This is a genomic window from Kitasatospora sp. NPDC008115 (genome assembly GCF_042957205.1).
Taxonomy (GTDB): Bacteria; Actinomycetota; Actinomycetes; order Streptomycetales; family Streptomycetaceae; genus Kitasatospora.
On the sequence record NZ_JBIBHU010000040.1, the window covers coordinates 1 to 26,871 of the forward strand.

The 26,871-nt window shown below is 73.6% G+C and carries 18 protein-coding genes; 15 read left to right on the forward strand and 3 right to left on the reverse strand.

The window, feature by feature from the left end; genetic code table 11:
* The 10 genes from ACFZBX_RS34235 to ACFZBX_RS34280 all read left to right on the forward strand — a co-directional run.
* A partial coding sequence (locus ACFZBX_RS34235; protein WP_391537705.1) for a beta-ketoacyl reductase occupies positions 1–1,109 on the forward strand: 1,109 nt, incomplete at its 5' end.
* 26 nt (positions 1,110–1,135) lie between these two features.
* A complete protein-coding gene (locus ACFZBX_RS34240; protein WP_391537706.1) occupies positions 1,136–6,073 on the forward strand; it encodes a type I polyketide synthase in 4,938 nt (1,645 codons plus the stop codon).
* Positions 6,074–6,179: 106 nt separating this feature from the next.
* Positions 6,180–6,845, forward strand: a complete 666-nt coding sequence (locus ACFZBX_RS34245; RefSeq protein WP_391537707.1) for a TetR family transcriptional regulator — start codon at positions 6,180–6,182, stop codon at positions 6,843–6,845.
* Positions 6,846–7,057: 212 nt separating this feature from the next.
* Positions 7,058–7,840, forward strand: coding sequence for a collagen binding domain-containing protein (locus tag ACFZBX_RS34250; protein WP_391537708.1), 783 nt, complete (start codon positions 7,058–7,060; stop codon positions 7,838–7,840).
* Between the two features lie 73 nt (positions 7,841–7,913).
* The gene (locus ACFZBX_RS34255; protein WP_391537709.1) at positions 7,914–8,675 is read left to right on the forward strand and encodes a thioesterase II family protein; all 762 of its coding nucleotides are present in this window, start codon (positions 7,914–7,916) and stop codon (positions 8,673–8,675) included.
* Between the two features lie 104 nt (positions 8,676–8,779).
* Complete coding sequence (locus ACFZBX_RS34260; protein WP_391537710.1) at positions 8,780–10,321, forward strand: MFS transporter; 1,542 nt, start codon at positions 8,780–8,782, stop codon at positions 10,319–10,321.
* Positions 10,322–10,583: 262 nt separating this feature from the next.
* Positions 10,584–13,352, forward strand: coding sequence for an AAA family ATPase (locus ACFZBX_RS34265; RefSeq protein ID WP_391537711.1), 2,769 nt, complete (start codon positions 10,584–10,586; stop codon positions 13,350–13,352).
* A 331-nt stretch (positions 13,353–13,683) separates the two neighbouring features.
* Positions 13,684–14,394, forward strand: a complete 711-nt coding sequence (locus ACFZBX_RS34270) for a thioesterase II family protein (RefSeq protein ID WP_391537712.1) — start codon at positions 13,684–13,686, stop codon at positions 14,392–14,394.
* Entirely contained in the window at positions 14,394–15,218 is an 825-nt protein-coding gene (locus ACFZBX_RS34275; RefSeq protein ID WP_391537713.1) for an SDR family oxidoreductase, read from the forward strand. Before ACFZBX_RS34270 ends, ACFZBX_RS34275 begins: the two co-directional genes overlap by 1 nt.
* Positions 15,215–18,184, forward strand: coding sequence for an amino acid adenylation domain-containing protein (locus tag ACFZBX_RS34280; RefSeq protein WP_391537714.1), 2,970 nt, complete (start codon positions 15,215–15,217; stop codon positions 18,182–18,184). Before ACFZBX_RS34275 ends, ACFZBX_RS34280 begins: the two co-directional genes overlap by 4 nt.
* A gap of 79 nt (positions 18,185–18,263) precedes the next feature.
* Here ACFZBX_RS34280 and ACFZBX_RS34285 read toward each other — a convergent pair whose 3' ends face one another.
* Both ACFZBX_RS34285 and ACFZBX_RS34290 read right to left on the reverse strand, forming a co-directional pair.
* Positions 18,264–18,932, reverse strand: coding sequence for a response regulator (locus ACFZBX_RS34285; RefSeq protein WP_391537715.1), 669 nt, complete (start codon positions 18,930–18,932; stop codon positions 18,264–18,266).
* Positions 18,929–20,077 carry a histidine kinase gene (locus ACFZBX_RS34290; protein ID WP_391537716.1) on the reverse strand — a complete coding sequence of 383 codons (1,149 nt, stop codon included), beginning with the start codon at positions 20,075–20,077 and terminating at the stop codon, positions 18,929–18,931. Before ACFZBX_RS34290 ends, ACFZBX_RS34285 begins: the two co-directional genes overlap by 4 nt.
* 119 nt (positions 20,078–20,196) lie before the next feature.
* Here ACFZBX_RS34290 and ACFZBX_RS34295 point away from each other — a divergent pair, with 119 nt between their 5' ends.
* From ACFZBX_RS34295 to ACFZBX_RS34305, 3 genes are all read left to right on the forward strand, one after another.
* Positions 20,197–20,379 (forward strand): hypothetical protein, encoded by a 183-nt coding sequence (locus tag ACFZBX_RS34295; RefSeq protein WP_380757001.1) that lies wholly within the window; start codon positions 20,197–20,199, stop codon positions 20,377–20,379.
* Positions 20,380–20,467: 88 nt separating this feature from the next.
* On the forward strand, positions 20,468–21,370 hold the full coding sequence (locus ACFZBX_RS34300; protein WP_391537717.1) for an ABC transporter ATP-binding protein: 903 nt from the start codon (positions 20,468–20,470) through the stop codon (positions 21,368–21,370).
* Positions 21,367–22,359 (forward strand): ABC transporter permease, encoded by a 993-nt coding sequence (locus tag ACFZBX_RS34305; protein ID WP_391537718.1) that lies wholly within the window; start codon positions 21,367–21,369, stop codon positions 22,357–22,359. The genes ACFZBX_RS34300 and ACFZBX_RS34305 overlap by 4 nt, the downstream gene beginning before the upstream one ends.
* Before the next feature lie 35 nt (positions 22,360–22,394).
* On the opposite strand, the gene ACFZBX_RS34310 is transcribed toward ACFZBX_RS34305, so the two are convergent.
* Complete coding sequence (locus tag ACFZBX_RS34310; protein ID WP_391537719.1) at positions 22,395–24,350, reverse strand: ABC transporter ATP-binding protein; 1,956 nt, start codon at positions 24,348–24,350, stop codon at positions 22,395–22,397.
* A gap of 675 nt (positions 24,351–25,025) precedes the next feature.
* Here ACFZBX_RS34310 and ACFZBX_RS34315 point away from each other — a divergent pair.
* Positions 25,026–25,826 (forward strand): alpha/beta fold hydrolase, encoded by an 801-nt coding sequence (locus ACFZBX_RS34315; protein ID WP_391537720.1) that lies wholly within the window; start codon positions 25,026–25,028, stop codon positions 25,824–25,826.
* A 29-nt stretch (positions 25,827–25,855) separates the two neighbouring features.
* On the forward strand, positions 25,856–26,869 hold the full coding sequence (hppD, locus tag ACFZBX_RS34320) for a 4-hydroxyphenylpyruvate dioxygenase (RefSeq protein WP_391537721.1): 1,014 nt from the start codon (positions 25,856–25,858) through the stop codon (positions 26,867–26,869).
* Positions 26,870–26,871 lie beyond the last annotated feature (2 nt).

The following is a 26,871-nucleotide window of genomic DNA, read 5'->3' on the forward strand; positions in this document are numbered from 1 at the left end:
ACCCCACCGCCCTCACCCAACTGATCGACACCATCCCCGACCAACACCCCCTCACCGCCGTCATCCACACCACCGGCGCCCTCGACGACGCCACGCTGACGGCGATGACGGAGAAGCAACTGCGGACGATCCTGGCCTCCAAGATCGACTCGGCCGTCCTGCTGGACGCCCTGACGAGGAAGCACGATCTGGGCGCCTTCGTGATGTTCTCCTCGGCGGCCGGTCTGCTGGGCAGCCCCGGTCAGGCCAACTACAGCGCGGCGAACACCTTCCTGGACGCCCTCGCCGCCCACCGCCACGCGCACGGCCTGGCCGCCACCAGCCTCGCCTGGGGCCTGTGGGCGCAGGCCAGCGCGATGACCGGCCACCTCTCCGACCAGGACCACGCCCGGATGTCCCGCAGCGTGATCGTGCCGATGAGCTCCGAGCGCGGACTGGAGATCTTCGACGCGGCGGACCGGACGGCCCGTCCCCTGCACTTCGCCTCGCCGCTCAACCTGGCCCACATCCCCCGGCTGCCGGTCTGGTCGCGGCTGGCCACCATCCGGCCCACCGCCACCACCCACCAGTCCGGCCCCGCCCTGACCGAGCAGCTCGCCGGACTCAGCCCCGCCGAACGCCACCAGCACGTCCTCACCCTGGTCCGCCGCCAGATCGCGGTCATCCTGGGCATCGACAACCCCACCACCATCGACGCCACCCGCGGCTTCCTCGACCAGGGCCTCGACTCCCTCACCGCCGTCGAACTCCGCAACCGCCTCCACACCACCACCGCCATCCGCCTGCCCGCCACCGCCGTCTTCGACCACCCCACCCCCAACGCCCTCACCCACTACCTCCTCGACCAACTCACCCCCGCCGGAACGGAACCCGCTCCGGCGGCGGACCGCGGGGAGCAGGGGGAGGAGGGGATTCGCCGGGCGCTCGCCACGATCCCGCTGGACCGCCTGAGGGGCGCCGGCCTGATGAAGCCGCTGCTCCAACTCCTGGGCCTGGCCGACCCGTCGGCCGACGCGGAGGCGGAGGCGAGCGCGGAGAGCGAGGAGGAGTCCATCGACCTGATGGCCATCGACGACCTCGTGCAGTTCGCTCTCGGCGACGAATCCTGAATCGACTCGGAAAGATAGGTTTCATCATGGCTGCCTCGACTGAGGACATCGTCCGGGCCCTGCGAGCGTCGGTGAAGGAGCGCGAGCGGCTCCAGCGGGAGAACCAGCGGCTGATCGACGCGGCGCACGAGCCGGTCGCGGTGGTGGGCATGGCCTGCCGCTACCCGGGCGGGGTGAACACCCCCGAGGCGCTGTGGGAGCTGGTCGCCCAGGGGGTGGACGCCACCTCGGAGTTCCCGACCGACCGCGACTGGCCGGAGGACCTCTACGACCCGGACCCGGACCGGTCGGGGAAGTCGTACACCCGCCGGGGCGGCTTCCTGGACGACATCGCGGGCTTCGACGCGGAGTTCTTCGGGATCTCGCCGCGCGAGGCGCTGGCCATGGACCCGCAGCAGCGGCTGCTGCTGGAGGTCTCCTGGGAGGCGCTGGAGCGCGCCGGGATCAACCCCCTGGCCGCGAAGGGCAGCCGGACCGGCGTCTTCGTCGGCGGGGCGGCCGTCTCGTACATCCCGGACCTGGAGCAGGTGGCGCAGAGCGTCGAGGGCTACGCCTTCACCGGCAACACGTCCAGCGTGCTGTCCGGGCGGGTGTCGTACTCCTTCGGGTTCGAGGGCCCGGCGGTGACGGTGGACACCGCGTGCTCCTCCTCGCTGGTCGCCCTGCACCTGGCTGTCCAGGCGCTGCGCCAGGGGGAGTGCACGATGGCCCTCGCCGGCGGCGTGACGATCATGGCGGGCCCGGGCGGGTTCATCGAGTTCTCCCGCCAGCGGGCCCTGTCGCCGGACGGCCGCTGCAAGCCGTTCGCGGCCGGCGCGGACGGCACGGCCTGGGCGGAGGGCGTGGGCCTGATCGCCCTGGAGCGGCTCTCGGACGCCAGGCGGCTGGGCCACCGGGTGCTGGGCGTGGTGCGCGGCAGCGCCATCAACCAGGACGGTGCCAGCAGCGGCCTGACGGCGCCCAACGGCCCGTCGCAGCAGCGGGTGATCCGGGCGGCGCTCGCCAACGCGGGCCTGTCGGCCGACGAGGTCGACGCCGTGGAGGCGCACGGCACCGGTACGAAGCTCGGCGACCCGATCGAGGCGCAGGCCCTGATCGCCACCTACGGTCAGGACCGCGAGCAGGACCGTCCGCTGCTGCTGGGCTCGCTGAAGTCCAACATGGGGCACACGCTGGCGGCGGCCGGCGTCGGCGGTGTGATCAAGATGGTGATGGCCCTCCAGCAGGAGGAGCTGCCGCGCACCCTGCACGTGGACCAGCCGTCGCCGTTCGTGGACTGGTCGGAGGGCGCGGTGTCGCTGCTGACCGAGCCGGTCGCCTGGCCGCGCGGCGAGCGCACCCGGCGCGCCGGGATCTCCTCCTTCGGGGCGAGCGGCACCAACGCGCACGTGATCGTCGAGGAGGCCCCCGCCGAAGCGGAGGAGGCCGCCGACGCCGACGGTCCGCTGCTGTCGGGCGAGCCGGTGGCCTGGGTCCTCTCGGGCGGCAGCGCGGGTGGCCTGCGGGCCCAGGCGGCCCGGCTGCTGGAGTTCGCCCAGGACCGTCCGGAGAGTGAACTCGCGCCGTTGGCGAGGTCGTTGGCGGCGAAGTCGGCACTCGGTCATCGCCTGGCGGTGGTCGGTGGCGACCGTGCGGAGGTGCTGGTCGGCCTGTCGGGCTTCGCCGAGGCGGGCCGGGTGGCCGGTGGTGTGGTGGCCGGCCAGGTGGTCGGTGAGGTCGGCGCGGCGTTCCTGTTCTCGGGTCAGGGTGCTCAGCGTCCCGGTATGGGGCGGGAGTTGTATGACGCGGCGCCGGTGTTCGCGGCGGCCCTCGATGAGGCGTGTGCGCATCTGGACGGGTTGTTGGGGCGTTCGTTGCGGGAGGTGATGTTCGCGGGGGAGGGTTCGGCCGAGGCGGCGTTGCTGGATCGGACGGTGTTCACGCAGGCGGCGTTGTTCGCGTTCGAGGTGGCGTTGTTCCGGTTGGTGGAGTCGTGCGGGCTGCGTCCTGACCTGTTGGTGGGGCATTCGATCGGTGAGCTGGCGGCCGCGCATGTGGCGGGTGTGCTGGATCTGAAGGACGCGTGTGCGCTGGTGGCGGCGCGTGGCCGGCTGATGGAGGCGCTGCCGGAGGGTGGCGGGATGCTGTCGGTGGAGGCTGCGGAGGCGGAGGTGGTGGCGAGGCTGGCCGCGTTCGCGGGCCGGGCCGAGGTCGCGGCCGTCAACGGTCCGGGGGCGACGGTGGTGTCCGGTGATCTGGACGCGCTGGCGGAGCTGGCGGCGGTGTGGGGTGGGGAGGGGGTGCGGACGAAGGGGTTGCGGGTCTCGCACGCGTTTCACTCCTTCCGGATGGAGCCGATGCTGGCGGAGTTCCGGGCGGTCGCCGAAGGTCTGACGTTCCGGCGGCCGGAGTTGGCGTTGGTGTCGACGGTGGCCGGGCGTGGTGTGGGGGCGGAGCAGTGGTGCTCGGCGGAGTACTGGGTGGAGCAGGTGCGCCGTCCGGTGCGGTTCGCGGACGCGGTGGGGTTCGCGCGTGAGCAGGGTGTCGGGGCGTTCGTCGAGGTGGGTCCGCGTGGTGTGCTGACGGCGATGGCGGCGCAGTGCCTGTCGGGTGAGAGTGTGGCGTTGGTGCCGTTGACGCGTACCGACCGTCCGGAGGCGCGTTCGTTGCTGACGGCCCTGGCCCAGGCCTGGACCACCGGTCTGGACGTGGACTGGACGCGGGTGCTGGGCACGGGTGGCGCGCTGCCCGAGCTGCCGACCTACGCCTTCGACCACACCCGCTACTGGCTCGACCGCACCCGCTCCGGCACCGCGGACCCCGCCGAGCTCCGCTTCTGGGAGGCCGTCGAGGGCGGCGACGCCGAGGACCTCGCCACCCTGGTCGGCACCGGGGCCGAGTCCTCGCGCTCCTCCCTGAAGACGGTGCTGCCCGACCTCGCCGCCTGGCGCCACCGGCAGCAGGGCGCCCGGTCCTTCGACTCCTGGCGCTACCGGATCGAGTGGAAGCCGCTGGAGGCACCCGAGGCGCCCGCGCTGAGCGGCGGCTGGCTGCTGCTCGCCCCCGTGGACGCCGACGCCGGCACCGTCGCCGCCTGCGCGGACGCCCTGCGCGAGCACGGCGCCGAGGTCCGGCTGCTGGAGGTGGACGCCGCCGCGACCGACCGCCGGGCGCTGGCGGAGCTGCTGGGCGCCGCCGCCGCGGAGCGCGGGGTCGACGGCGTGCTGTCGCTGCTCGCGCTGTCCGCCGCCGGGCACCCGCGCTACCGCGCGGTCCCGGCGGGCACGGCCGTGACCATGGCGCTGTTCCAGGCGCTCGGCGACGCGCGGCTGACCGCGCCGCTCTGGTCGGCCACCCGGGGCGCCGTTGCCGCCGTCCAGGGCGAGCCGCTGCCCAACCCCGTGCAGGCCCAGGTCTGGGGCCTGGGCCGGGTCGCCGGCCTGGAGGCCCCGGCCGGCTGGGGTGGGCTGGTGGACCTGCCGGCCGTCCTCGACCCGGTGGCGGCCGGGAACCTCGTCGCGGTGCTGGCCGGCCTCGCGGACGAGGACCAGGTCGCGCTGCGCGGGGCGGACGTGCTGGTGCGCCGGCTGGTCCGCGCGCCGCTGGCCGAGGCCGGGCCCGTCACCGGGTGGCGTCCGCACGGCACCGCGCTGATCACCGGCGGCACCGGCGCCCTGGGCGGTCACATCGCCCGCTGGCTGGCCCGGGAGGGCGCCGAGCACCTCGTACTGCTGAGCCGTTCGGGCCCGGACGCTCCGGGTGCGCAGGCGCTGCGCGAGGAACTGCTCGACCTCGGTGCCGGGGCGGTCACCGTCACGGCCTGCGACACGGCGGACCGCGCCGCGCTGGCCGGGGCGCTGGCCGCGCTCCCCGCCGGCCTGCCGCTGACCGCCGTGTTCCACGCGGCGGGGGAGGGCCGGGCGGCGAAGCCGCTGGCGGAGCAGGAGCCGGCCGAGCTGGAGGCGGTGCTGGCGGCGAAGGCGGCCGGCGCCCGGCACCTGGACGAGCTGCTGCGGGACGCGCCGCCGGAGGTCATGGTGTTCTTCTCCTCCAGCGCGGGCGTGTGGGGCAGCGCGGGCCAGGGGGGTTACGCCGCGGCCAACGCCTACCTGGACGCGCTGGCCGCGCACCGGCGCGCCGGGGGCCGTCCGGCCACCGCCGTGGCCTGGGGCGCCTGGGCCGGTGCCGGGATGGCGCAGGACGAGGAGTACGTCGCCTCGCTGGCCCGGACGGGCATGCGCACCATGGTGCCCGAGCGGGCGATCGCCGCCCTCGCGGCGGCGGTCGGGCACGACGAGACCTCGGTGACCGTCTCGGACGTCGACTGGCGGCGCTTCGGCGAGGTGTTCACGGCCGCCCGGCCGCGCCACCTGCTGGACGACCTCGGCGCGGGCGACACCGGGGCGGCCGAGCCCGCGGCGGAGGCCGCCCAGGCCGGGCCCGCGCCGTTGGCCGAGCGGCTGCGGCAGCTGCCGCCCGCCCGGCGGCGCCCGGCCCTGGTGGAGGCGATCGCCGCCGAGGTGGCCGCGGTGCTCGGGCACACCGGCCCGGTGGAGGTCGAGCCGCACCTGCCCTTCATGAAGCTGGGCTTCGACTCGCTCACCGGCATCGAGCTGAAGACCCGGCTGGCGACGGCGACCGGTCTGGAGCTGTCCGGCACGCTGATCTACGACCACCCGACGGCGGCGGAGCTCTCCGGCCACCTGCTGGAACTCCTCGGCGGCGACGCGGAGGACGGCGGGAACGCCCTGCTCGACGACCTCCAGCGGCTGGAGCGGGCGCTGGTCGCGCCGCCGGAGGACGAGAGCCTGCGCGAGGAGATCGGCGGCCGGCTGGAGACGCTGCTGTGGAACTGGCGGGAGGCGACGGGCGGCAGGCCGGACCCGCTGTTCGGGGACGCACGGAATGACCCGGCGGCGGATTTGGAGGCGGTCAGCGACGAGGACATCTTCGATCTGCTGGACCAGGAGTTCGGCAGCCATTGAGTGCCGGTCGTACACGCTGGAGTTTTTCCATTCATCGTGCGTCGCCGACTTCGTTTGATAGCCTACTGTCACTTGCAAGGGTGAGAGCGTTGGTGGTGGAGGCCCCATGACTCCGGCGAACGTGCACGGCGGTCCGGCGCCTGAGAAGGGCGAGCGGGCGGTCGGGCTGCGGGAGCGCAAGAAGGCCCGGACCCGGGCCGCGATCCAGCAGCAGGCACTGCGGCTGTTCCGCGACCAGGGCTACGACGCCACCACCATGGAGCAGATCGCCGAGGCCGCCGAGGTCTCCACGAGCACCATCTTCCGCTACTTCCCGACCAAGGAAGAGCTGGTGGTCTCCGACGAGCAGGAGGCGTTCTTCATCAACGCCTGGCGGGAGCAGCCCAAGGAGCTGCCCCTGGTGCGCGCGCTGCGGTACGCCATCAGGAGCACCTTCGAAGGGCTGTCCTCGACGGAGCTCGGCGCGCAGCGCGACCGCGACGTCCTGATGCTCACCGTGCCGGAGCTCTGGGCGGCCAGCCTCGGCAACGTCGCCGAGGCCCGGCAGACCATCATCGAACTGGTGGCCGAGCGCGGCGGCCGTCCGCAGGACGACGTCCAGGTCCGGGCGGTGAGCGCCGCGGTCTTCGGCGTCATCCTGGACGCGATGCTGCGGTGGGCCCAGGACCCGGGCCAGGACATCGCGGAGGAACTCGACCGCGTCCTGGCCTTCATGGACAACGACCACTTCAACGGCCTGGCGGGCGCGGAGCCGTCCGCGGACCGGGCGTAACACCGGTCGGGCCGGGGGCGGCGCGGTGGGGGGAGACCGGCGTCGTGCCGGTTCGAGGGATCTCCCGCGCCGGTTCCGTGCGACACGACCGACCGACCGCGGGCCGGCCACGGCCGCCCGCGGTCGGTCGGTCGCGTGTGCGGACCCCGGGACCGGTGTCCCGTCGTTCCGGGGCAGCCGGAACGAGTCCACCACGAAAGGTACGGACAACCATGATCATGCGCCGCGGCTCCGCCGGGGTACGGGGGCGGGTCCTGGACACCGGCGGCCTTCCGATCGGGGGTGCGCACCTCACCGTCGTCGACCACACCGGCCGTCAGCTGGACGAGGGCACGGCGGACCCTGACGGCTGCTACGACCTCGCCGTCCCGGACGCCGGGCAGTACGTGCTGCTGGTCGGTGCGCGCGGGCACCTGCCGCAGGTGGCCGAGGTGGAGGTGTCCTCCCCGCTGCACTGCGCGGAGGTGACCGTCCGGCTCCCGGAGGCCACCATGGCCAGGGGCACCGTCAGGGACGACTGGCTGCGGATGCCCGTGCCGGAGGCCCTGGTACTCCTCATGGACGAGGCCGGCGAGGTGGTCGGTTCCACCCGGACCTCCGCCGAGGGCCGGTACGAGCTGCGCGGCCTGTGCTCCGGCAGCTACCGGCTGGTGGCGGTGCACCGCGCGCACGAGCCGGTGACCCGCCCGCTCGACGTCACCGGGCGCCAGCCCGTGCTGGTCGACGTCGAGTTGCCGCGCAAGCTGCTGCACGTGCGGGGGGTGGTCCTGGACGCCGACGGCGACCCGGTGGAGGGCCTCCAGGTGCGCCTGGCGGACGACTCCGGCTCGGCGCTGTGGGAGACCACCGGCACCGGGGGCCGGTTCATGTTCTGCTCCCTTCCCCCCGGCACGTACACCCTGATCGCCGACGGCCCGTCGGCCACGACGCTGCGCGTCGTGCTCGACCGGGACCGGCCCGACATCCAGCTCACGGTCGCGCGCGGAGCCCGGTGACGAACGGTCACCGGGCTCCGTCGCGCACGGCCCGCACCCCTGACACACCCTTCCCCAGCAGAGAGGACGCGCGATGACCACGGACCGGACCGTCGACCTGGAGGACCGCTGGCTCCGCCGGTTCCACCGCGCAGAGCAGGCCCGGGTGCGCCTGGTGTGCCTGCCGCACGCGGGCGGCTCGGCGAGCTACTTCTTCCCGCTCTCGCACCGGCTGGCCCCGGAGGCCGAGGTGCTGGCCGTGCAGTACCCGGGGCGGCAGGACCGGCACACCGAGCCGCTCTTCGGCGACCTCGGGGAGGCCGCCGACCGGATCGCCGAGGCGCTGCTGCTCTGGGGCGACCTGCCGGTGGCCCTGTTCGGCCACAGCATGGGCGCCACCATCGGCTTCGAGGTCGCGCGGCGGCTGGAGGCGGCCGGAACGGTGCCGGTGGCGCTGTTCGCCTCGGGGCGCCGTGCGCCCTCCCGGGTCCGGGACGAGGGCATCCACCGGCTCGCCGACCGGGAGTTCCTGGCGGAGATGGTGTCGCTGGGCGGCGCCTCCGAGGTGCTGCTGAAGGACCCGGAGATGCTCCGGCTCTACCTGCCGGTGGTCCGCGGCGACTACCGGACGGCCGAGACCTACCGCTACCAGGAGGGGCCGGCGCTGACCTGCCCGGTCGTCGGGCTCACCGGGGACCGGGACAAGCAGGCGGAGATCGAGAACGTCGCGGCCTGGGCGGAACACACCACCGGTCCCTTCGAGTTGGAGGTCTTCCCCGGCGGGCACTTCTACCTCAACGACGCGCCGGCCGTGACGGACCTGGTCAGGGACCGTCTGCTGGCCCTCACCGGCTGATCCCGGCCGGTTTTGCCCATCGGCTCGTAAAAACTGGTAGCGGCACTCCCAAAAAATGGGTAACCTTCAAAAGACGGTTCAATCTCATCGAAGCGGAGTTCGTCATGTCCAACACCGGGCCCCGTAAGTGGTGGGCACTGGGGGCGCTCAGCCTGTCGATGCTCGCCGTCGGCCTCGACGGCACGATCCTGAGCGTCGCGCTGCCGCAGCTCTCCCAGGCCCTGGACGCCACCGAGACCGATCTGCAGTGGTTCTCCTCGTCCTACCTGCTGTTCCTGGCGGCCTCGATGCTCCCCATCGGCCTGCTCGGTGACCGGCTCGGGCGACGGAAGACGCTGATCACCGCGCTGGTGCTGTTCGCCGTCGCCTCGGCGGGCTGCGCCTACGCGGAGAGCTCCTGGCAGTTCATCGCGGCCCGCTGCGTGCTCGGGGTGGCCGGCGCCGGGATCATCGTGATGGCGCTGTCCGGCCTGACGGTGCTGTTCACCGAGGAGGAGCGGCCGAAGGCGGTGGGCATCTGGTCCGCGTCGAACTTCCTGGCGCTGCCGCTCGGTCCGCTGCTCGGTGGCTGGATGCTGACGCACATCTGGTGGGGCTGGGTCTTCCTGATCAACGTTCCGGTGGCCCTGCTGGGCGCCGCGGTGGTGGCCGCGCTGGTGCCCGAGACGCGCTCCGACTCGCCGTCCGCCTTCGACCTCGGCGGCGCCGCGCTCTCGGTGCTCGGCCTGGCCGGCGTGACGTACGGCCTGATCAAGGCGGGCGAGCAGGGCTGGGGCGACGGGACGGCCTGGCTGGGCATGGTCGGCGGTCTGGTGCTGCTCGTCGCGTTCTTCCGCTACGAGGGCCGGCTGGTCGCGCGCGGCCGGCGGCCGATGGTGGACCCGGCGCTGTTCCGGGTGTCCTCGTACACCTGGGGCGTGGTCCTGATCGGCTTCGTGTCACTGGCCAACATCGGCGTCATCTTCCTGATGCCGCAGTACTTCCAGGCGGTGCAGGGCACCGACGCGATGGGCTCCGGACTGCGGCTGCTGCCGCTGATCGGCGGCCTGGTGCTGGGTGCGGTGCCGGCGGACAAGGTGGCCAAGCTGGTCGGCCCCAAGGCGGTCATCGCCGCCGGGTTCGTGGTGATGGCGGCCGGGCTGCTGCTGGGCTCCACGACCAGCCTGGGCTCCGGGGCCGGGCTCTCCGGGGCGTGGACGGCGCTGTCCGGGGTCGGCATGGGCCTGTCGATGGCCACCACGACCTCCGTGGTGCTGTCCCAGGTGCCCGAGGAGCGCAGCGGGGTCGGCTCGGCGGTGCTCCAGGCCGTCAACAAGGTCGGCGCGCCGCTCGGCGCGGCGGTGCTCGGCAGTGTGCTGGCGACCGGCTACCAGTCGCACCTGGCCCTGCCGGAGCTTCCGGCCGAGGCGGTGGCCGTGGTCGAATCGGGAGTCTTCGGCGGGCTGGCCGTCGCGAAGGAGAGCGGCTCGGAGGCGCTGCGGACCACCGTGCAGGAGTCCTTCGTCCACGGGCTGAACGTCTCGCTGCTGGTCTCGGTGGGCTTCGCCCTGGCCGGCCTGGTCTGCACCCTGGTCTTCCTGCCCAAGCTCCCCAAGCCGGCGGCGAAGAAGGGCGGGGAGGCCCGGGAGGCGGTCGGCGTGGCTTGATTCCGATGCCCCGGAGCCGCACCGGCCCCGCCGGGCGGGCCCCTGGAGGCCCGCCCGGCGGCGGTCCGGGGCGGTGGCCGCTTCGCCGCCGGTCCAACAGATGTGACGGCTCGTCACAACCGGTAAAGGCCGTGGTCGTCCGGTTAAAGTGCGAACGCGGTTCGCTTCCCAGTGTGACCGCAGATGGCTTATGTTGTCCCTTGTGGCGTGACATTCGAGCGATATCCTCGTGTCCGTCGGATGGTTGGCTACGGGGGTCGGCATGGTTCTGGTGGGGCGCGTTCGTGAGGAATCGATCCTGGACGAACTTCTTATGGCGTGCATGGCCGGCCGGGGGGGCGTGGCCCTCGTCAGCGGCGTGGCGGCGAGCGGTAAAACGGAGCTGATGAATGCCTTCGTGAGGCATGCCTCGGAGGCCGGTGCGCTGGTCCTCTCGGCGATGGCGACCCGGTCGGAGTCGGAGATTCCGTTCGGCGTTGTTGACCAGCTCTCGCACAACGCCCTGCTGGCCCCGGCGGACGTCCGGGAGATCCAGGAGGCCATCGAGGCGGGGGTGTTGCTCGCGGACGTGCGCGCCAGCGACCCGGACCGAATCCACCCGGAACATGCCAAGGTGTTGGCCAGGCTGCACATCGCGTTGACGCGATTGTCGCGTTCCGGTTCCGGGCCACTGGTAATCACCGTGGACGATCTCCAGGAATCCGACCGCTTTTCCCTCCAGCTGCTGCGCTATCTGGCGCGGCGGATCACCAACCAGCCCGTGCTGCTGGTGCTCAACGTCCTTTCGGAGACCACCACCGGCATTCCGCTGTTCCTGATGGAGATCGTCGGCCAGCCCAATACCCGGCGTATCCGCCTGGAGCCGCTGTCCGGATCCGCCACGGCGCAGTTGATGGCGAATTTCCTGGAAAGCGCGGATGTCGCCCGGCTGCTTCCGGAGTACGAACGGCTCTGCGGCGGGAACCCGCTGCTGCTGCGGGCGCTGCTCGACGACCACCGGGGCGGACCGGACGCCCCCGGCGTCCGCGCGCCGCACGTCGCGGACGGCTACCGGCACGCCGTCACCAGAAGCCTGCGGCGCACCGACCCGAACGCCGCCGAGGTCGCCTACGGCCTCGCCGTGCTCGGCCTGCCGCGGGTCAACGCCCTGGTCGGCCGGCTGCTCTCGGTGGAGACCGAGGCGCTGGAGCGCTGCGAGCAGATCCTGCTGCGCACCGGGCTGCTGGGGCCCTGCGGGTTCCGCCACCCCGAGGCCCGCGCCGCGGTGCTGGACAACCTCGACCCGGCCCGGCGCGGCGAACTCCACCTGCGGGCGGCCCGGCTGCTCTTCATCGAGGGCGCCCCGGCCACCGAGGTCGCCGGGCACCTGCTGGCCGCCGACGCCGCGCCGGACCCCTGGGCCGTGCGGCTCCTGCTGGAGGCGGCCGAGCGGGTCCTGCGCGAGGACCAGGTGGAGCTCGCCGCCGAGTACAGCCGGCTCGCCCACCGCGAGGCCGACGAGCCGCACCAGCGCGCCGACGTGACGCTGATGCTCGCCCAGATCGACGGACAGGGGAGCCCGGTCGCGGCCGTCCGGCACTGCGTCACCCTGACCGAGGCCCTGTACGACGGCAAGCTCAACCAGAGCCAGGCCGTCCAGTTGGTCAAGTACCTGCTCCAGCAAGGCCCTTCGGAGCAGGCCGAGTCGGCGCTGCGCCACCTGTGCGAGACCCTGCGGCAGGAGGGCGTCGCCACCACCAGCGAGTGGGAGGCCTTCCGGCTCTGGCTGGGCTGCACCTTCCCGCTGCTGGCCGGCCGGTTCACGCCGCTGACGGAGGCCCCGGGGCAGCTGCGCGACTCCACCAACCCCTGTCTGCAGGCCTCGCGCCTGCTCGACGGCGTGCTGCGCGGCACCCTCTCCGAGGCCGGCATCGACGCCGTGCAGGAGCACCTCCAGACGCTCGGGCTGAACGAGACGACCCTGGAGCCGCTGACCGTGGCGCTGACCGCGCTGGTCTACGCCGACCGGCAGCGGGCCGCCGCCGCCTGGGGCGAGGAACTGCTGCGCGAGGCCCGCGCCCGCAACATCCCCAGCTGGCTCGGGGTGCTGTCGTCGGTGATGGCCAAGGCGACCGTCCGGTGCGGGGACCTGGCCGCCGCGGAGCGGCACGCCGCCGCGGCCCTGGAGTGGAGACCGGAGATCAAGTACGCCCTCGCCACCCAGGCGCTGGTCCGCACCGCCGGGGGCGACCTGGACGCGGCCGGCGGGCTGCTGAACCGGCCGCTGCGCAGCGCGGTGCTGGAGAACCCGTCCGGCCTGTACTACCGGCACGCCCGCGGCCACTACTACCTGGCGATCGGCCGCGCGCACGCGGCGCTGATGGAGTTCCGGGCCTGCGGTCAGGACATGCGGGCCTGGGAGATGGACCTGCCCTCGCTGGTGCCGTGGCGCAGCGACCTGGCCCAGGCGCTGATCGCGCTCGACCGGGCCGACGAGGCCAGGGAGATCGCGACCGAGCAGCTGTCCGTGCTGAAGCGGGCCTGGGGCCGCACCCGCGCGCTGACGCTGCGGGTGATCGCCGAGGCCTCCGGGGCGGAGTGCCGCCCGCCGCTGCTGGACGAGGCCCTGGCGAGCCTGGAGGAGTCGCCGGACCAGGTCGAGCGGTCCCGGATCCACGGCCTGCTCGGGCGCACCCACCGGCTGCTCGGCGACGCCGAGGCGGCCGGCCGGCACCTGCGCCGGGCCCGCCAGCTGGCCAAGGACTGCCGGGCCGACGGGCTGCTGGCGGGGCTGCCGTCGGAGGACGAGCCGCAGCCGGTCCCGGCCGGGCGCGGCACCGAGCTGATCGGCATCGAGGACCTGAGCAAGGCGGAGCAGCGCGTGGCCCGGCTGGTCAGCCGGGGCTTCACCAACAACGAGGTGGCGGACCAGCTGTTCATCACGGTCAGCACGGTGGAGCAGCACCTGACCCGGATCTACCGGAAGCTGGGTCTCAAGCACCGCAGCGCCCTGCAGTCGCTGGCCGAGGGCGTGCTGGTCGACAGCTGCTGACCCGCGCCCCGGGACCCTTCCTCCCCGGTGCCCGCGACTCCGTGCCCGCGTCCCGACGAGGCCCGCGGGCGCGGTCGCGCGTTCCGAGGGTAGGCGGGCCCGGGGGCGGGTTTCAAGCGGCGGCCCGGTGCCGGTGTTCAACCGAGCCGCCGCGGCGGTTGTACGTGTTCGGGGTGGGTCCGGGGTCGGCGTCCGGCGCCTGGCCGTGCGGTGGCCGTGATCAGTACAGTCGGGCCGGTAACCCCCCAACTCCGCGGTCGCCGCGGTCTTTTGCATGCCCGTGGCAACCCATCGACCTGGGGGGACCGCAGAACACGCCAGGGAGAAATGTATGAACCGGGCACTGGTATGCCTTCCTTTCGCGGGCGGCGGCGCGGGTTTCTACCGAGCCTGGAAGGACCTTCCGGACGGCTGCCCGAGCATCGTCGCGGTCCAGCTGCCGGGCCGTGAGGAACTGTTCGCCGAGCCGATGTACAAGGACGCGGTCACCGCGGCCGAGGAGCTCGCCCCGAAGATCGCCGAGCAGGTGCGCGGCTTCGACTCCTACGCGCTGTTCGGGCACAGCCTGGGCGCGGTGCTCGCCTTCGAGGTCGCCGGGCAGCTGGCCCGGCTCGACGGCAAGGGGCCCGAGCACGTCTTCGTCAGCGGCTCGCCCGGCCCGTGGAGCGGCCGGGCCGAGCGGGCCACCGGCCTCGGCGACGACGAGTTCGTCGCCAAGGTCGAGCAGTTCGCCGGCTACCGGCACGACGCCCTGAACGAGCCGGAGCTGCGGGAGCTGCTGCTGCCGCTGCTGCGGGCGGACGTCGAGATGCACGAGAACTACCGGCCGCAGGGCAGGACGCCGATCGCGGCGCCGGTCACCTCGCTGCGCGGCGACGCCGACGCCCTGGTGAGCGCCGAGCAGGCCCGGGAGTGGGTCGGGGCCACCACCGGCGGGTTCTCCTACCTGGAGCTCCCCGGGCAGCACATGTACCTGGTCGACGCGGCCGACGCGCTGCTGGCCGCGGTCACCGCGACCACGGCCGGCCGGGACGGCCGGTGATGCGGCTCCAGGGGATGACCGCGGTCGTCACCGGGGCCGCCCGGGGGCTGGGCCGCGCCTGCGCCGTCCGGTTCGCCGAGGAGGGCGCGGACCTGGTGCTGGTCGACCTCGGAGGCCAACTCCCGGGAGTGCCCTACCCGTTGGGAACCGGGAACCAGCTCGGCCACACGGCGGACCTCTGCCGCGAGCGCGGCGCCGCCGTCCTCACCGAGAGCGCCGACGTGCGCGACCTCGACGCCTGCGCGGCGGTGGCCGAGCGGGCGCTGGAGCGCTTCGGCGCGGTCCAGGTGCTGGTCAACGGCGCGGGCATCGCCGCGCCGTCGGGCAAGGCGACCCATGAGATCAGCGGCGACGAGTGGCAGCTGATGATCGACACCGACCTCACCGGCGCCTGGCACATGATCAAGGCGTTCGCGCCCGCGATGGTCGCCCGGCGCGAGGGCAGCATCGTCAACGTCTCCTCCACCGCCGGCCTGGTCGGCTACCGGAACTTCGCCGGCTACGTCGCCGCCAAGCACGGGCTGATCGGCCTCACCAAGGCGGCGGCGCTGGACTACGCGCCCTTCCGGGTGCGGGTGAACGCCCTGTGCCCCGGCTCCGTGCGGGACGACCCGCTGGTCGAGGGCCGGATGCTGGCCGAGATCGCCCGCTCCCTGGAGGTGGCGGTCGAGGAGCACGAGGAGGTCTTCACCCGCGCGCAGCCGATGAACCGGCTGATCGAGCCGCAGGACATCGCCGGCGCCGCCCTCTGGCTGGCCGGGCGGGACTCGCTCCAGGTCACCGGTACCACGCTGACCGTGGACGGCGGCTTCGTCGCGAAGTGATCGGCAGGCAGAACGACGGCTACGCGCCGGCCCGCCCCGACGGCGAGGCCGGCGCCCACATGTCAGGAGTCCTCATGGCACACGGCCTGCGCTACCGCGTGGCCGCAGGGCAGGCCGGCCGGGGGGCCGGCGGCTGCCACAGTCTCACCGTCCGGCTCGCCGGCGACGTCACCGCCGAGTCGGTGCACGCCCGGGCGCGGACGGCGGCCGGTCCGCACGAGGCCCTCGCCGGGCTGCGGGTCTGGCGCGAACCCGGCGCGGCCCGGTCCGACGACCCCGCCGCGCTCGACCGGCTGCGCACCGAGGCGCAGCGCCCGCTGCACGGCGCCCGGCCGGTGCGCGCCGTCCTGGTCGAGCACGCGGACGGGGTGGCCGACCTGGTCCTGGTCGCCCGCCGCTCCGCCCTGGGCGGAGCCGGGCTGCGGCAGCTCGCGGCCGTCCTGACCGGCGGGCGGTCCGCCGCCGACGGCCTGCCCGGCGCGGCGGACCGGCCCGCGCCCGTCGCCACCCTGCCGGACCCGGGCCCGGACACCGCGCCCGAGTGGGGCCTCGGCGACCCGGACGCGCGCGGAGCGTACGGTGAGGTCGCCGTCGAGCCGCTCCCGGCCGCCGTCACCGACGAACTGCTGCTGGCGGCCACCGCCGTCACCGTGGGTCGCCACGGCGACACCGCGGAACCGGAGTTGGCGGTGTGGTCCACCGCCGATTCCGGCACCGACCACTGGGTGCACCGGGTGGACTGCCACCCGGAGCGGACCGTCCGCGAGCACCTCGCCCAGTACCCGGAGCCGGCGGACGGCGCGCCGGCCGGCCGGGTGAACCCGTGGGTCGGCGTCGTCCTCGACGAGGACCGTCCGGGCGAGCACTACCGCCCCTTCCTGGCGCCGCCGCTGCCCGCCCTGGTGGTCTGGCGGCGCGCCGCCGACGGGACCGTGCGCGGCACCCTCCACTACCGCGAGCGCGACCTGGCGCCCGCCGTCGCCCGCGACCTGGCCGCCCATCTGGCCCTGGTGGCCGGGCAGTTGGCCGCCTCGCCGGACCTCGCGCTGGGTGACGTCGAGCTGATCGGGGAGGCCGAGCGCGAGCGCCTGCTGCGCGCCGGTGCCACGCCCGCCGCCGGGGACCCGGCGCCGGACGCCGGGCGCACCGTGCACGAGCTGTTCGCGCGGGTCGCCGCCCGGCAGCCGGAGGCGGTGGCCCTGGTCGACGAGGACGGCGAACTCGGCTACGCGGAGCTGGACCGGCGGGCCGACCGGGTGGCCGCGGGCCTGCGGACGCTGGGCGCCGCGCCCGGGGACACCGTGGTGGTCGCCCTGGAGCGCACCGCCGAACTGGTCGTGGTGCTGCTCGGCGTGCTCAAGGCCGGCTGCGCCTACGTGCCGGTGGACATCCGCTACCCGGCCGAGCGGCTGCGCTACACCGTCGAGGACGCCGGCGCGAAGCTCGCCGTCGCCCTGCCGGGCGCGCTCCCGGAGACGGGCGGCGTCCGGGTGGTCTCGCCGGAGGAGCTGTCCGGCCTCGCCGACGCCGCCGCCCCGGGCCCGGACGGCGTGGACGGCGCGGCAGGAGCGGACGGCGCGGGCCCGGCCTACGTCATCTACACCTCGGGCTCCACCGGCCGGCCCAAGGGCGTCGTGGTCCCGCACCGCAACGTGGCCGCCCTGGTGGAGGCCGCCACGGCCGGGTTCGGCCTGGGCGGCGAGGACACCTGGACCTTCTTCCACTCCTGCGCCTTCGACTTCTCGGTGTGGGAGATCTGGGGCTGCCTGCTCACCGGCGGTCGGCTGGTCGTGGTGCCGTACTGGGCGTCGCGGGACACCGAGGTCTTCTACGAGCTGGTCGAGCGGCGGCAGGTCACCGTACTGAGCCAGACGCCGTCCGCGTTCGCCCAGTTCATCGAGGCCGACGCCCGGCACGAGGGCCGGCTGGCGCTGCGGCTGGTGGTCTTCGGCGGCGAGCCGCTGGACACCGGAATGCTCGCGGCCTGGTTCACCCGCCACTCGCACACCGCCTGCCGGCTGTCCAACATGTTCGGGATCACCGAGACCACGGTGCACGTGACCGAGCAGACGCTGAGCCCGGCCGAGGTGGTGTCCGGCAGCCGCAGCGTCGGCCGGGCGCTGCCGGGCTGGTCGCTGTCGGTGCGCGACCCCCGCGGCCGGGTGCTGCCGGCCGGGGTCGCCGGGGAGATCTTCGTCGGCGGCGCCGGCGTCGCCCAGGGCTATCTGAACCGCCCCGAGCTGACCGCCGAACGCTTCGTCACCGACCCGGACGGCGCACGGGTGTACCGCTCCGGCGACCTCGGCCGGCTGCGGCCGGACGGCCGGCTGGACCACCTGGGCCGGATCGACAGCCAGGTGAAGCTGCGCGGCCACCGGATCGAGCTGGACGAGATCCGCGGCGTGCTGCTCGGCCACCCGGCGGTCGCCGCGGCGGCCGTGGCGCTGCGCCACGCCACCGAGGGCGACCGGGACACCGCCCGCCTGGACGCGTACTTCGTGGTGCGCGGCGGCGGGCGGCTGGACGGCCGGGAGTTGCGCGCGCATGCCGCCGGCATGCTGCCCGAGTACATGCTGCCGGCCACCTTCACCCGGATCGACGCCATCCCGCTGACCGCCAACGGCAAGGCCGACCTGGCGGTGCTGGCGGGGATGACCGAGGAGCCGGCCGGGCCCGCACCGGCCGACCCGTCCGGCCCGTCCGAGGCGGCGAACCCGGCGGAGCCGGGGGACGGCCGGGCCGGCGATCCGACCGCGACCGCCGTGCTGGCGGTCTGGGAGCGGCTGCTCAACACCGAGGTGGGGCTGCGGGACAACTTCTTCGAACTCGGCGGCAACTCGCTGCTGGTGGTCCGGCTGCTGCGCGAGCTGCGCGAGCAGGGCCTGCCCCGGGTGTCCATGCAGGACTTCTACCGCAACTCCGTCGCGGCCCAGTTCGTCGAGGTGGTGCGGAACGCGGCGGGCTGAGCCGCGGGCCCGCGCGCACAACGGGCCGGGCGCCACTCCGTCTCATCGGGAGTGGCGCCCGGCCCGTTGTGCGCAGGCGTCAGAGCGCGGGCCCGGCGCCGTCCATCAGCCGGCTCTCCCAGGCCCAGGCCGCGATCTCCACCCGGTTGCGCACCCGGAGCTTGTTCTGGATGGTCGCCAGATGGCTCTTGACCGTGCTCAGCGAGATGAACAGCGCGGTGGCGATCTCCTGGTTGGTGCGCCCCCGGGCGATGGCCCGGATGACCTCGATCTCCCGCAGCGAGAGCGGCTGCGCGGGCCCGGTCACCTTGCTCTGCCGGGTCGGCGCCAGGTTGCGCAGCAGCCGCAGGGTGATCGACGGGGAGATCAGCGCGTCACCGGCGCTGGCGGCCCGGACCGCCTCGACCAGCAGGGCCGGTCCGGCGTCCTTCAGCACGAAGCCGACCGCCCCGGCGTGCAGGGCGCCGTGCACGTACTCGTCGAGGTCGAAGGTGGTGACGATGACCACCCGCAGCGGGTCGGCGACATGGGCGCCGGCCAGCGCCCGGGTCACCTCGATGCCGTCCAGCTTGGGCATCCGGATGTCCACCAGGCAGACGTCGGGGCGCAGCCGCCGCGCCAGGTCGACCGCCTCGGCGCCGTCCGCGGCCTCGCCGACCACGGTGATGTCGTCCTGGTCCTCCAGGATGAGCTTCAGGCCGCCGCGGATCATCGCCTGGTCGTCGGCGAGCAGGACGTTGATGGTCAACGCGACTCCTTCACCAGGACCGGCACGGTGGCCAGCACCGACCAGCCGGCGCCGGCCTCCGGGCCGACGGTCAGCGTGCCGCCGAGCGCCTCGACGCGTTCGCGCATGCCGATCAGGCCGAAGCCGCCCTTCTGCAGGTGCCGGGCCCGGCCGTGGCCGGCCGGCACGTCGTTGGTGATGGAGATGGTGACGGCCTCCCGGTCCTGGGCGATGTCGACGACGGCGGAGCGCGCCTGCGAGGCGTGCCGGGCGATGTTGGTCAGGGACTCCTGGACGATCCGGTAGACCGTGGTGTCCACCTCGGGGGGCCAGGGCACCGGCTCCTCGGGCAGCCGCAGTTCGATGTCCGGCCCGTGGCCCTCGAAGCGCTGGACGAGTTCGGGCAGGTGGTCCAGGCCGTGCGGGGTGGGGGAGGTGGTGACCACGTCGTCGGTGTCGCGCAGCAGCCCGACCACCCGGCGCATCGCGGCCAGCGCCTCGGCGCCCGCCCCCTCGATGCCCGCGAGGGTGCCGTCCAGCGTCTCGGGCCGCGAGCGGCCGACGATCCGGGCGGCCTGGGCCTGCACCACGATCCCGGTGATGTGGTGGGCGACCACGTCGTGCAGCTCCCGGGCCAGGATCAGCCGCTCGTCGTGCCGTACGGCCTCGGCGGCGGTGCGGCGGCGGTAGTCCAGGAAGCGCAGCAGCAGACCGACCCCGAGGGCCAGCGCCCAGACCTCGGTGCCCACCCGGAAGGCGGTGCTCGGGCCGTCCTGGGTCAGCCAGCCGGAGACCATCAGCACCAGGCCGCCCGCCGCGATCGCACCGGCCTGCCGGCGGGGCAGTGCCCGGATGGCCGAGCCGCCGAGGACCAGCAGCGCGAGGACCGCGCCGGGGCCGGGCTCGCCGGGCAGGTCGGCCAGTCTGGCGATCACGGCGGCGCCGCCCGCGACCACCAGTCCGGCGACGGCCGCCCACGCGCGGTTCCACTCGCGGGCCAGGGCGATCACGCAGACCAGCAGACCGACGCCGGCGTCGAAGGCCCAGGGCCGGCCCTGGGACGCGTACTGCGCGGCCATGACGGACAGGACGGCGGCGAACACGGTGCCCAGCGCCGTGTTGACCGCGGCCCTCGGCCCGGCGGCCGATCGAAGAGCGGTAATCACCCTGTGCACGCTACGCGATCGGGTACCGGCGGCCGAACCGGCCGAAAGTAGGAGTGGGTGGGCCCGGACCGTCCTTTCGGCCGGTGCGGGCGCGGGCGCGTGACCAGCAGGCTGAGGTCATGGCTGATCTGACCTCCTCCGCCCCCGCCCTCCTCGCCGTCGCCGCCGAGGCCGAGAAGACCGTGCGCAGTCCGCTGCTGTACGCCTGGTGGGCGCTCAACCTGGTGGTGCTCGTCGCGGTGGTCTACGGGGCCTACTGGGGCGTCAAGAAGTACCGCTCCGGGCGCGCTCCGCGCCGCTGACGCCGCCCGTCCCCCCCGGCCGGGGACCGGTCTCCGGACACCCCGCACCACGACCACTTCGCGATCCTCGATCGAGGGAAAGACCCACATGACACCGGTACTCGAAGCCGTGAAACTCGGCAAGCGATACGGCCGCCACCAGGCGCTGGTCGACTGCGACCTGAACATCCCGCAGGGGCGGGTGATCGGCCTGGTCGGCCCCAACGGCGCCGGCAAGTCGACGCTGTTGAACATGTCCTGCGGACTGATCAAGCCCACCGAGGGCACCATCCGCGTGCTGGGCGCCGAGCCCGCCGCCAACCCGGCCCACCTGGCCAAGGTCGGCTTCGTCGCCCAGGACACGCCGGTGTACGGCGACCTGTCCGTGGCGGACCACCTGCGCCTGGGCGCCCGGCTGAACCCGACCTGGGACGGCGCGCTGGCGCAGCGGCGGATCGCCCAGATCGGCCTGGACCCCAAGCAGAAGGCGGGCCGGCTCTCCGGCGGCCAGCGGGCCCAGCTGGCGCTCACCGTCGCGGCGGCCAAGCGGCCCGAGCTGCTGATCTTCGACGAGCCGGCGGCCGCGCTCGACCCGCTGGCGCGCTCCGGCTTCCTGGACAACCTGATGGAGTTCATCGTCGACCTCGGCGCGAGCGCGATCCTCTCCTCGCACGCGCTGCCCGACGTCGAGCGGGTCTGCGACTACCTGGTGGTCCTGGCCGACCACCGGATCCAGCTGGCCGGCGACGTGTCGGACCTGCTGTCGCGGCACTACCGGATCACCGGCGCCCGCTCCGACTTCGAGCGCTTCCCCGTCGGGGTGGAGCCGATCCGGGTCGAGCACTCGATGCGCGAGAGCACCGCGATCGTCCACGCCAAGGGCGGCCTGCTGTCGGTCGGCCCGTGGAGCGTGGACGCCGTCGACCTGGAGGAACTCGTCCTCGCCTACATGACCCGTGCGAACGAGGGCACCGCCCGTATCGTTCCGATGCCGACGGAGGCTCACCGATGATCTGGCTGACCTGGCGTCAGTTCCGTGTCCAGGCGCTGGTGGGCCTGGCCGCGCTGGTCCTGCTCGCGGTCTATCTGGTGGTGCTCGGCACCCAGATCCACGGCTCCTACGACGACACCCTCGCGCGCTGCGCGGGCGGTGGCGGCTGCACCGGGCAGCTCGCCTCCGTCGCCGACGAGTACGGCGGCCAGGTGGACCTGCTGAGCTACCTGCTGCTGGCGGTGCCCGGGTTGATCGGCGTGTTCTGGGGCGCCCCGCTGGTCGCCCGCGAGCTGGAGGCCGGCACCCACCGGCTGGTGTGGAACCAGAGCGTGACCCGCGGCAGGTGGCTGGCCGTCAAGATCGGCTTCGTCGGCCTGCTGAGCGTGGCGGTGGCCGGCGTCTACAGCCTGGCGCTGACCTGGGCCGCGGGCCCGGTGAACACCATCCTGAACAACCGCTTCGAGCCGGCGCTCTTCGGCTCGCGCAACCTCGTCCCGCTCGGCTACGCGGCCTTCGCCTTCGCGCTCGGGATGACCTTCGGCCTGTTCATCCGGCACACCGTGCCCGCGATGGGCGCCACCCTGGTGGTCTTCGCGGTGCTCCAGGTCGTCATGCCGTCCGTGGTCCGCCCGCACTACCAGACCCCGGTCAAGACCACGGTGCCGCTCACCGCCCCGCTGATCAGCGGTCTGACGAAGATCGGCACCTACGGGGAGATCGGCGGCCTGCGGGTGCCCGGCGGGCCGTGGGTGGTGAAGACCACCGAGATCCTGGACGCCTCCGGCAAGGCGGTCGGCCACTCCGACTGGTACCAGGACTGCACCAACAACAAGTCGCTCACCGAGATGCCGGAGTGCCTGGCCAAGGGCAACATCCACGTGGACATCTCCGAGCAGCCGGCCGACCGGTACTGGACCTTCCAGCTGCTGGAGACCCTGATCTTCACGGTCCTCGCGGCCGGGCTGTCCGCCCTCTCCTTCTGGCGGATCCGCGGCCGCCTCAACTGACGCGGAGCGGCCGCGGATCCCTCGGCACCATGGCCTCAGCGGCCGGTCGGCTCCCGACCGGCCGTTACGGCGTTCCGGTCCCCGTCCGCCCCGTCCGCCCCGTCCTGTGCCGGAGCGTCCTCCCGCGGCCCGCCCGCCGGGAGGGTGGCCGCCTCGGCCTCGGCCTGCCGGATGAACTGGGCGCGGTAGAGCTGGGCGTAGCGGCCGTCGGCCTCCAGCAGCTCCTCGTGGGTGCCGCGCTCGCGGATCTCGCCGGCCTCGACGAACAGGATCTGGTCCGCCTCCCGGATGGTGGACAGCCGGTGGGCGATCACCAGGGAGGTGCGGTCCGCGAGGGTGGCCTTGAGGGCCCGCTGGATCGCCGCCTCCGACTCCGAGTCCAGGTGCGCGGTGGCCTCGTCGAGCACCACCACCGGCGGGTTCTTGACCAGCAGCCGGGCCAGCGCCAGCCGCTGCTTCTGGCCGCCGGAGAGCCGGTGGCCGTGGTCGCCGACCACGGTGTCCAGGCCGTCCGGCAGGGCCGCGACGGTCTCCCAGATCCTGGCCGTCCGGCAGGCCTCGACCAGCTCCTCCTCGGTGGCCTCCGGCCGGGCGTACGCCAGGTTGGCGCGGATGGTGTCGTGGAACAGGTAGGTCTCCTGGGAGACCACGCCGATGGCCGCCCCGAGCGAGTCCTGGACGAGGTCGCGCACGTCCGTGCCGCCGACCCGGACGGTGCCCTCGGTGGCGTCGTACAGCCGGGGGACCAGCTGGGTGATGGTGCTCTTGCCGGCGCCCGAGGGGCCGACCAGCGCCGTCATCCGGCCCGACTCGACGGTGAAGCTCATGCCGCGCAGCACCCAGGCCTCGGACTCCGACTCCGCGGTGGACGCGGCGGCCTCCAGCGAGGCGAGCGAGACCTCCTCGGCGGCCGGGTAGCGGAACGAGACGTTCTCGAACACCACGTCCGGCGACTTCGCCGAGGCGTCCAGCGGACGGGCGTCCGGCTTGTCGGTGATCAGCGGCTTGAGGTCCAGCACCTCGAAGACCCGGTCGAAGCTCACCAGCGCCGTCATCACGGTGATCTGCATGCTGGAGATCTGGTTGATCGGCTGGTAGACCCGGGCGAGCAGGGTGGCCATCGCGACCAGGGTGCCGATCTCGAAGGAGCCGTCGATCGCCAGGGCGCCGCCGAAGCCGTAGACCATCGCGGTCATCAGGCTGGCGAGCAGGGTCGCGATGACGAAGAACAGCCGGCTGATCGTCAGCTGGGTGATGTTCACGTCGCGGACCCGGCCGGCCTCCCGGGCGAACAGCGCGGACTCGTCCTGCCGGCGCCCGTACAGCTTGGCGAGCATCGCGCCGCCGACGTTGAACCGCTCGTTCATCAGCGAGCCGATCTCGGCGTCCAGCTCCATGCCGTGCCGGGCGAGGCGCTGCAGCCGGCGGCCGATCGCCTTCGCGGGCAGGAAGAACAGCGGGATCAGGACCATCGCCACCAGGGTGATCTGCCAGGACAGGTAGAACATCGTGGCGATGATCAGGACGAGCGACAGGACCGTGGACACCGTCTGGGACAGCAGCGAGCCGACCGCCTGCTGGGTGCCGATCACGTCCGAGTTCAGCCGGCTGACCAGCGAACCGGTCTGGGCGCGGGAGAAGAACGCCAGCGGCTGGCGCTGCACGTGGTCGAAGACCTCGGTCCGCAGGTCGTAGATCAGGCCCTCGCTGATCCGCGCCGACAGCCAGGTCTGGACGTAGACGGCGACCGCGCTGACCAGGGCCAGCACGGCGACGCCCGCGGCCAGCAGGGCGACCACCCGCAGCTTGCCCGGCAGGATGCCCTCGTCGATGACCGCCTTGAGGATCAGCGGGCTCCCGGCGGTGATGACCGCGTCGGTGACCGCGGCGATCACCAGGGTCACCAGCGCCCAGCGGCAGTTGCCGGCGTACGGGAGGATCCGCCGCAGCGTGCCCGGTCGCACCCGTTGTTTGGTGACGCGCTTGTCCATGCGCGGTAGAAATGGTCCCGACAGACTCACAGTTGAATGCCTTCCTGATCTGTCCCGCGCGGCACGCGCGTGGTGGACGGCCGGACGGTCGCCGACCGGGGCGACGTTCGTGCGGAGGATGCGGCGCGGCGCGGCGGCGTTCCGACCGGTGACGGCCCCGGCGGCCGCGTCGGGCCTGCTCGGAGCCTGGCCCGATACCTGGTCGGGCGGGTCGAGGCTATGTGCAGGGCGGGATCGGTAACAAGCCACCACCCGAGCCAACTCGGGCCGTCCGGCATGGAGTTCGGCGGCCCCTGGGCACGGTGCGCGGCTGCCGCCGGGGCCGCCCCGGCGGTTATGCTGCTCCGCGCCCTTCCGTCGGTGGTCCGCCGGTGGCCCGCCGGCCGGACGGCCCGGACGGCCCGGAGCCCGTTCAACCGCCGCGTCCGCTCGGTTGAACGGACGGCGGGCGGCGGACGGCGCCCGCCCGGTCCGCCCCGCGCGCATTTCCGGAATTCCCTGTCCGCGCCGCGCCGGGTTCCCGGCCGGTGTGTCCGCGGACGGCGTTGAGGACGGAACCCCCGCTGTGTCATGGTCCTTTGGTCCGGAATTCACCGGGCCGGCGACGGGGTGAAGGAACATGCTGGCGAAGCGTCACGACAAGGGCCTTCCGGGAAAGGGCGGGGTGTAACCGACATGCCTTTCGCGGACGCCAACGGTATTCGGATCTCCTATCAGAGCACCGGTGCCGGGGAACCCGTTCTGCTCATCATGGGCTCGGCCGCTTCCGGCCGGGTCTGGACAGTGCACCAGACCCCGGCGCTGGTCCGGGCCGGCTACCGGGCGATCACCTTCGACAACCGCGGCGTCCCGCCGACGGACGCGCCGGCCGGGCACTACGCCCTGGCCGACCTGGTCCAGGACACCAAGGGCCTGATCGAGGCCCTCGGGATCGGCCCGTGCCGGGTGGTCGGGACCTCGCTGGGCGCCATGATCGCCCAGGAACTGGCCCTGACCAGCCCGGAGTCGGTCCGCTGCGCGGTGCTGATCGGCACCAGGGCGCGCACCGACGCGTTCCGCCTGGCCCAGCTGCGGGCGGACCGCGCACTGCTGGCGGAGGGCGTCTCGGTCCCGCCCGCCCACCGGGCCGCCACGACGGTGCTCCAGATGCTGTCGCCCGCGACCCGGGACAACGACGACGAGGTCGCCCACTGGCTCGACCTGTTCGAGCTGGCCGGCGACGACGGGGTGGCCCCGGGACAGGCCTGGGCCGATCCCGACGGCGACCGGCGCGAGGCCCTGCGGGGCGTTTCCGTGCCGTGCCGGGTGATCGCCTTCGACGACGACGTGATCACCCCGCCGCACCTGTGCGCGGAGGTCGCCGAGGCCATTCCGGACTGCGATCTCGTGCGGATTCCGCGGGCCGGTCACATCGGATATCTGGAACGGCCGGACGAGGTCAATTCGGCCGTCATCGAGTTCCTTGACAAAAACTAGCCAATCCGCAGCGTGGGGAGTTCTCTGCCATGGGCGTGCGTGACATCGAGTACGTAGAGCTGTACACGAGCGAGCCGAAGCCCGCTCTGGACTACTTCGTGGAGGCGATGGGCTTCACGCCGGTGGCGGAGTCGGTGGAGCGCGGTACCGGCTCCACCGCGCTGCGCTGCGGCGGGGTCCGCATCGTGGTGACCTCCGGACGGGGCACCGAGGCGTTCCTGGACGCGCACGGCGACGGCATCGCCGACGTCGCGCTCGGCACGGACGACGTCGACGCGACCTACCGGGCGGCGCTGGCCGCCGGGGCGCGGCCCGTCCGGGTCGAGGGCGGCGGCCCGGCGGTGGCCGGCTTCGGCGACGTCCGCCACAGCCTGGTGCCCGTCGCGGGCGACGGCTGGCTGCCGGCCGGCCGCGAGTGGAAGGCGCTGGACGCCGCCGCCGGCGGGCCGGAGCGGATCCGCAGCCTGGACCACATAGCCGTCTGCCTGGAGGCCGGGACCCTGGCCGGGACCACCGACTTCTACCTGCGGGCCCTCGGCCTGGAGCGCTACTCCTCGGAGTACGTCGCGTTCGGCGACCAGGCCATGGACTCGATCGTGGTGCGCAGCGCCACCGGCGGCGCGACCTTCACCCTGATCGAGCCCGACCCGACCAAGCAGGCCGGGCAGATCGACCGCTTCATGGAGCGCAACAGCGGGCCGGGCGTGCAGCACCTGGCCTTCCTGGTGGACGACATCGTCCCGGCGGTGCACGAGTTCCGCGCCCGGGGCGTGGACTTCCTGAGCACCCCGGCCGCGTACTACGAGATGCTCGCCGAGCGACTGGGCGACCTGTCCGAGGAGATCGCGGACCTCCAGGCCGCGCACGTGCTGGCCGACCGCGACGAGTGGGGCCACCTGCTGCAGCTGTTCACCCGCTCGCCCTACGAGCGGAACTCGCTCTTCTTCGAGCTGATCCAGCGCCGCGGCTCCCGGGGCTTCGGCAGCGCCAACATCCGCGCGCTGTACGAGGCGGTCGAGCGGGACCGCGTGGTCGCCGAATGAGC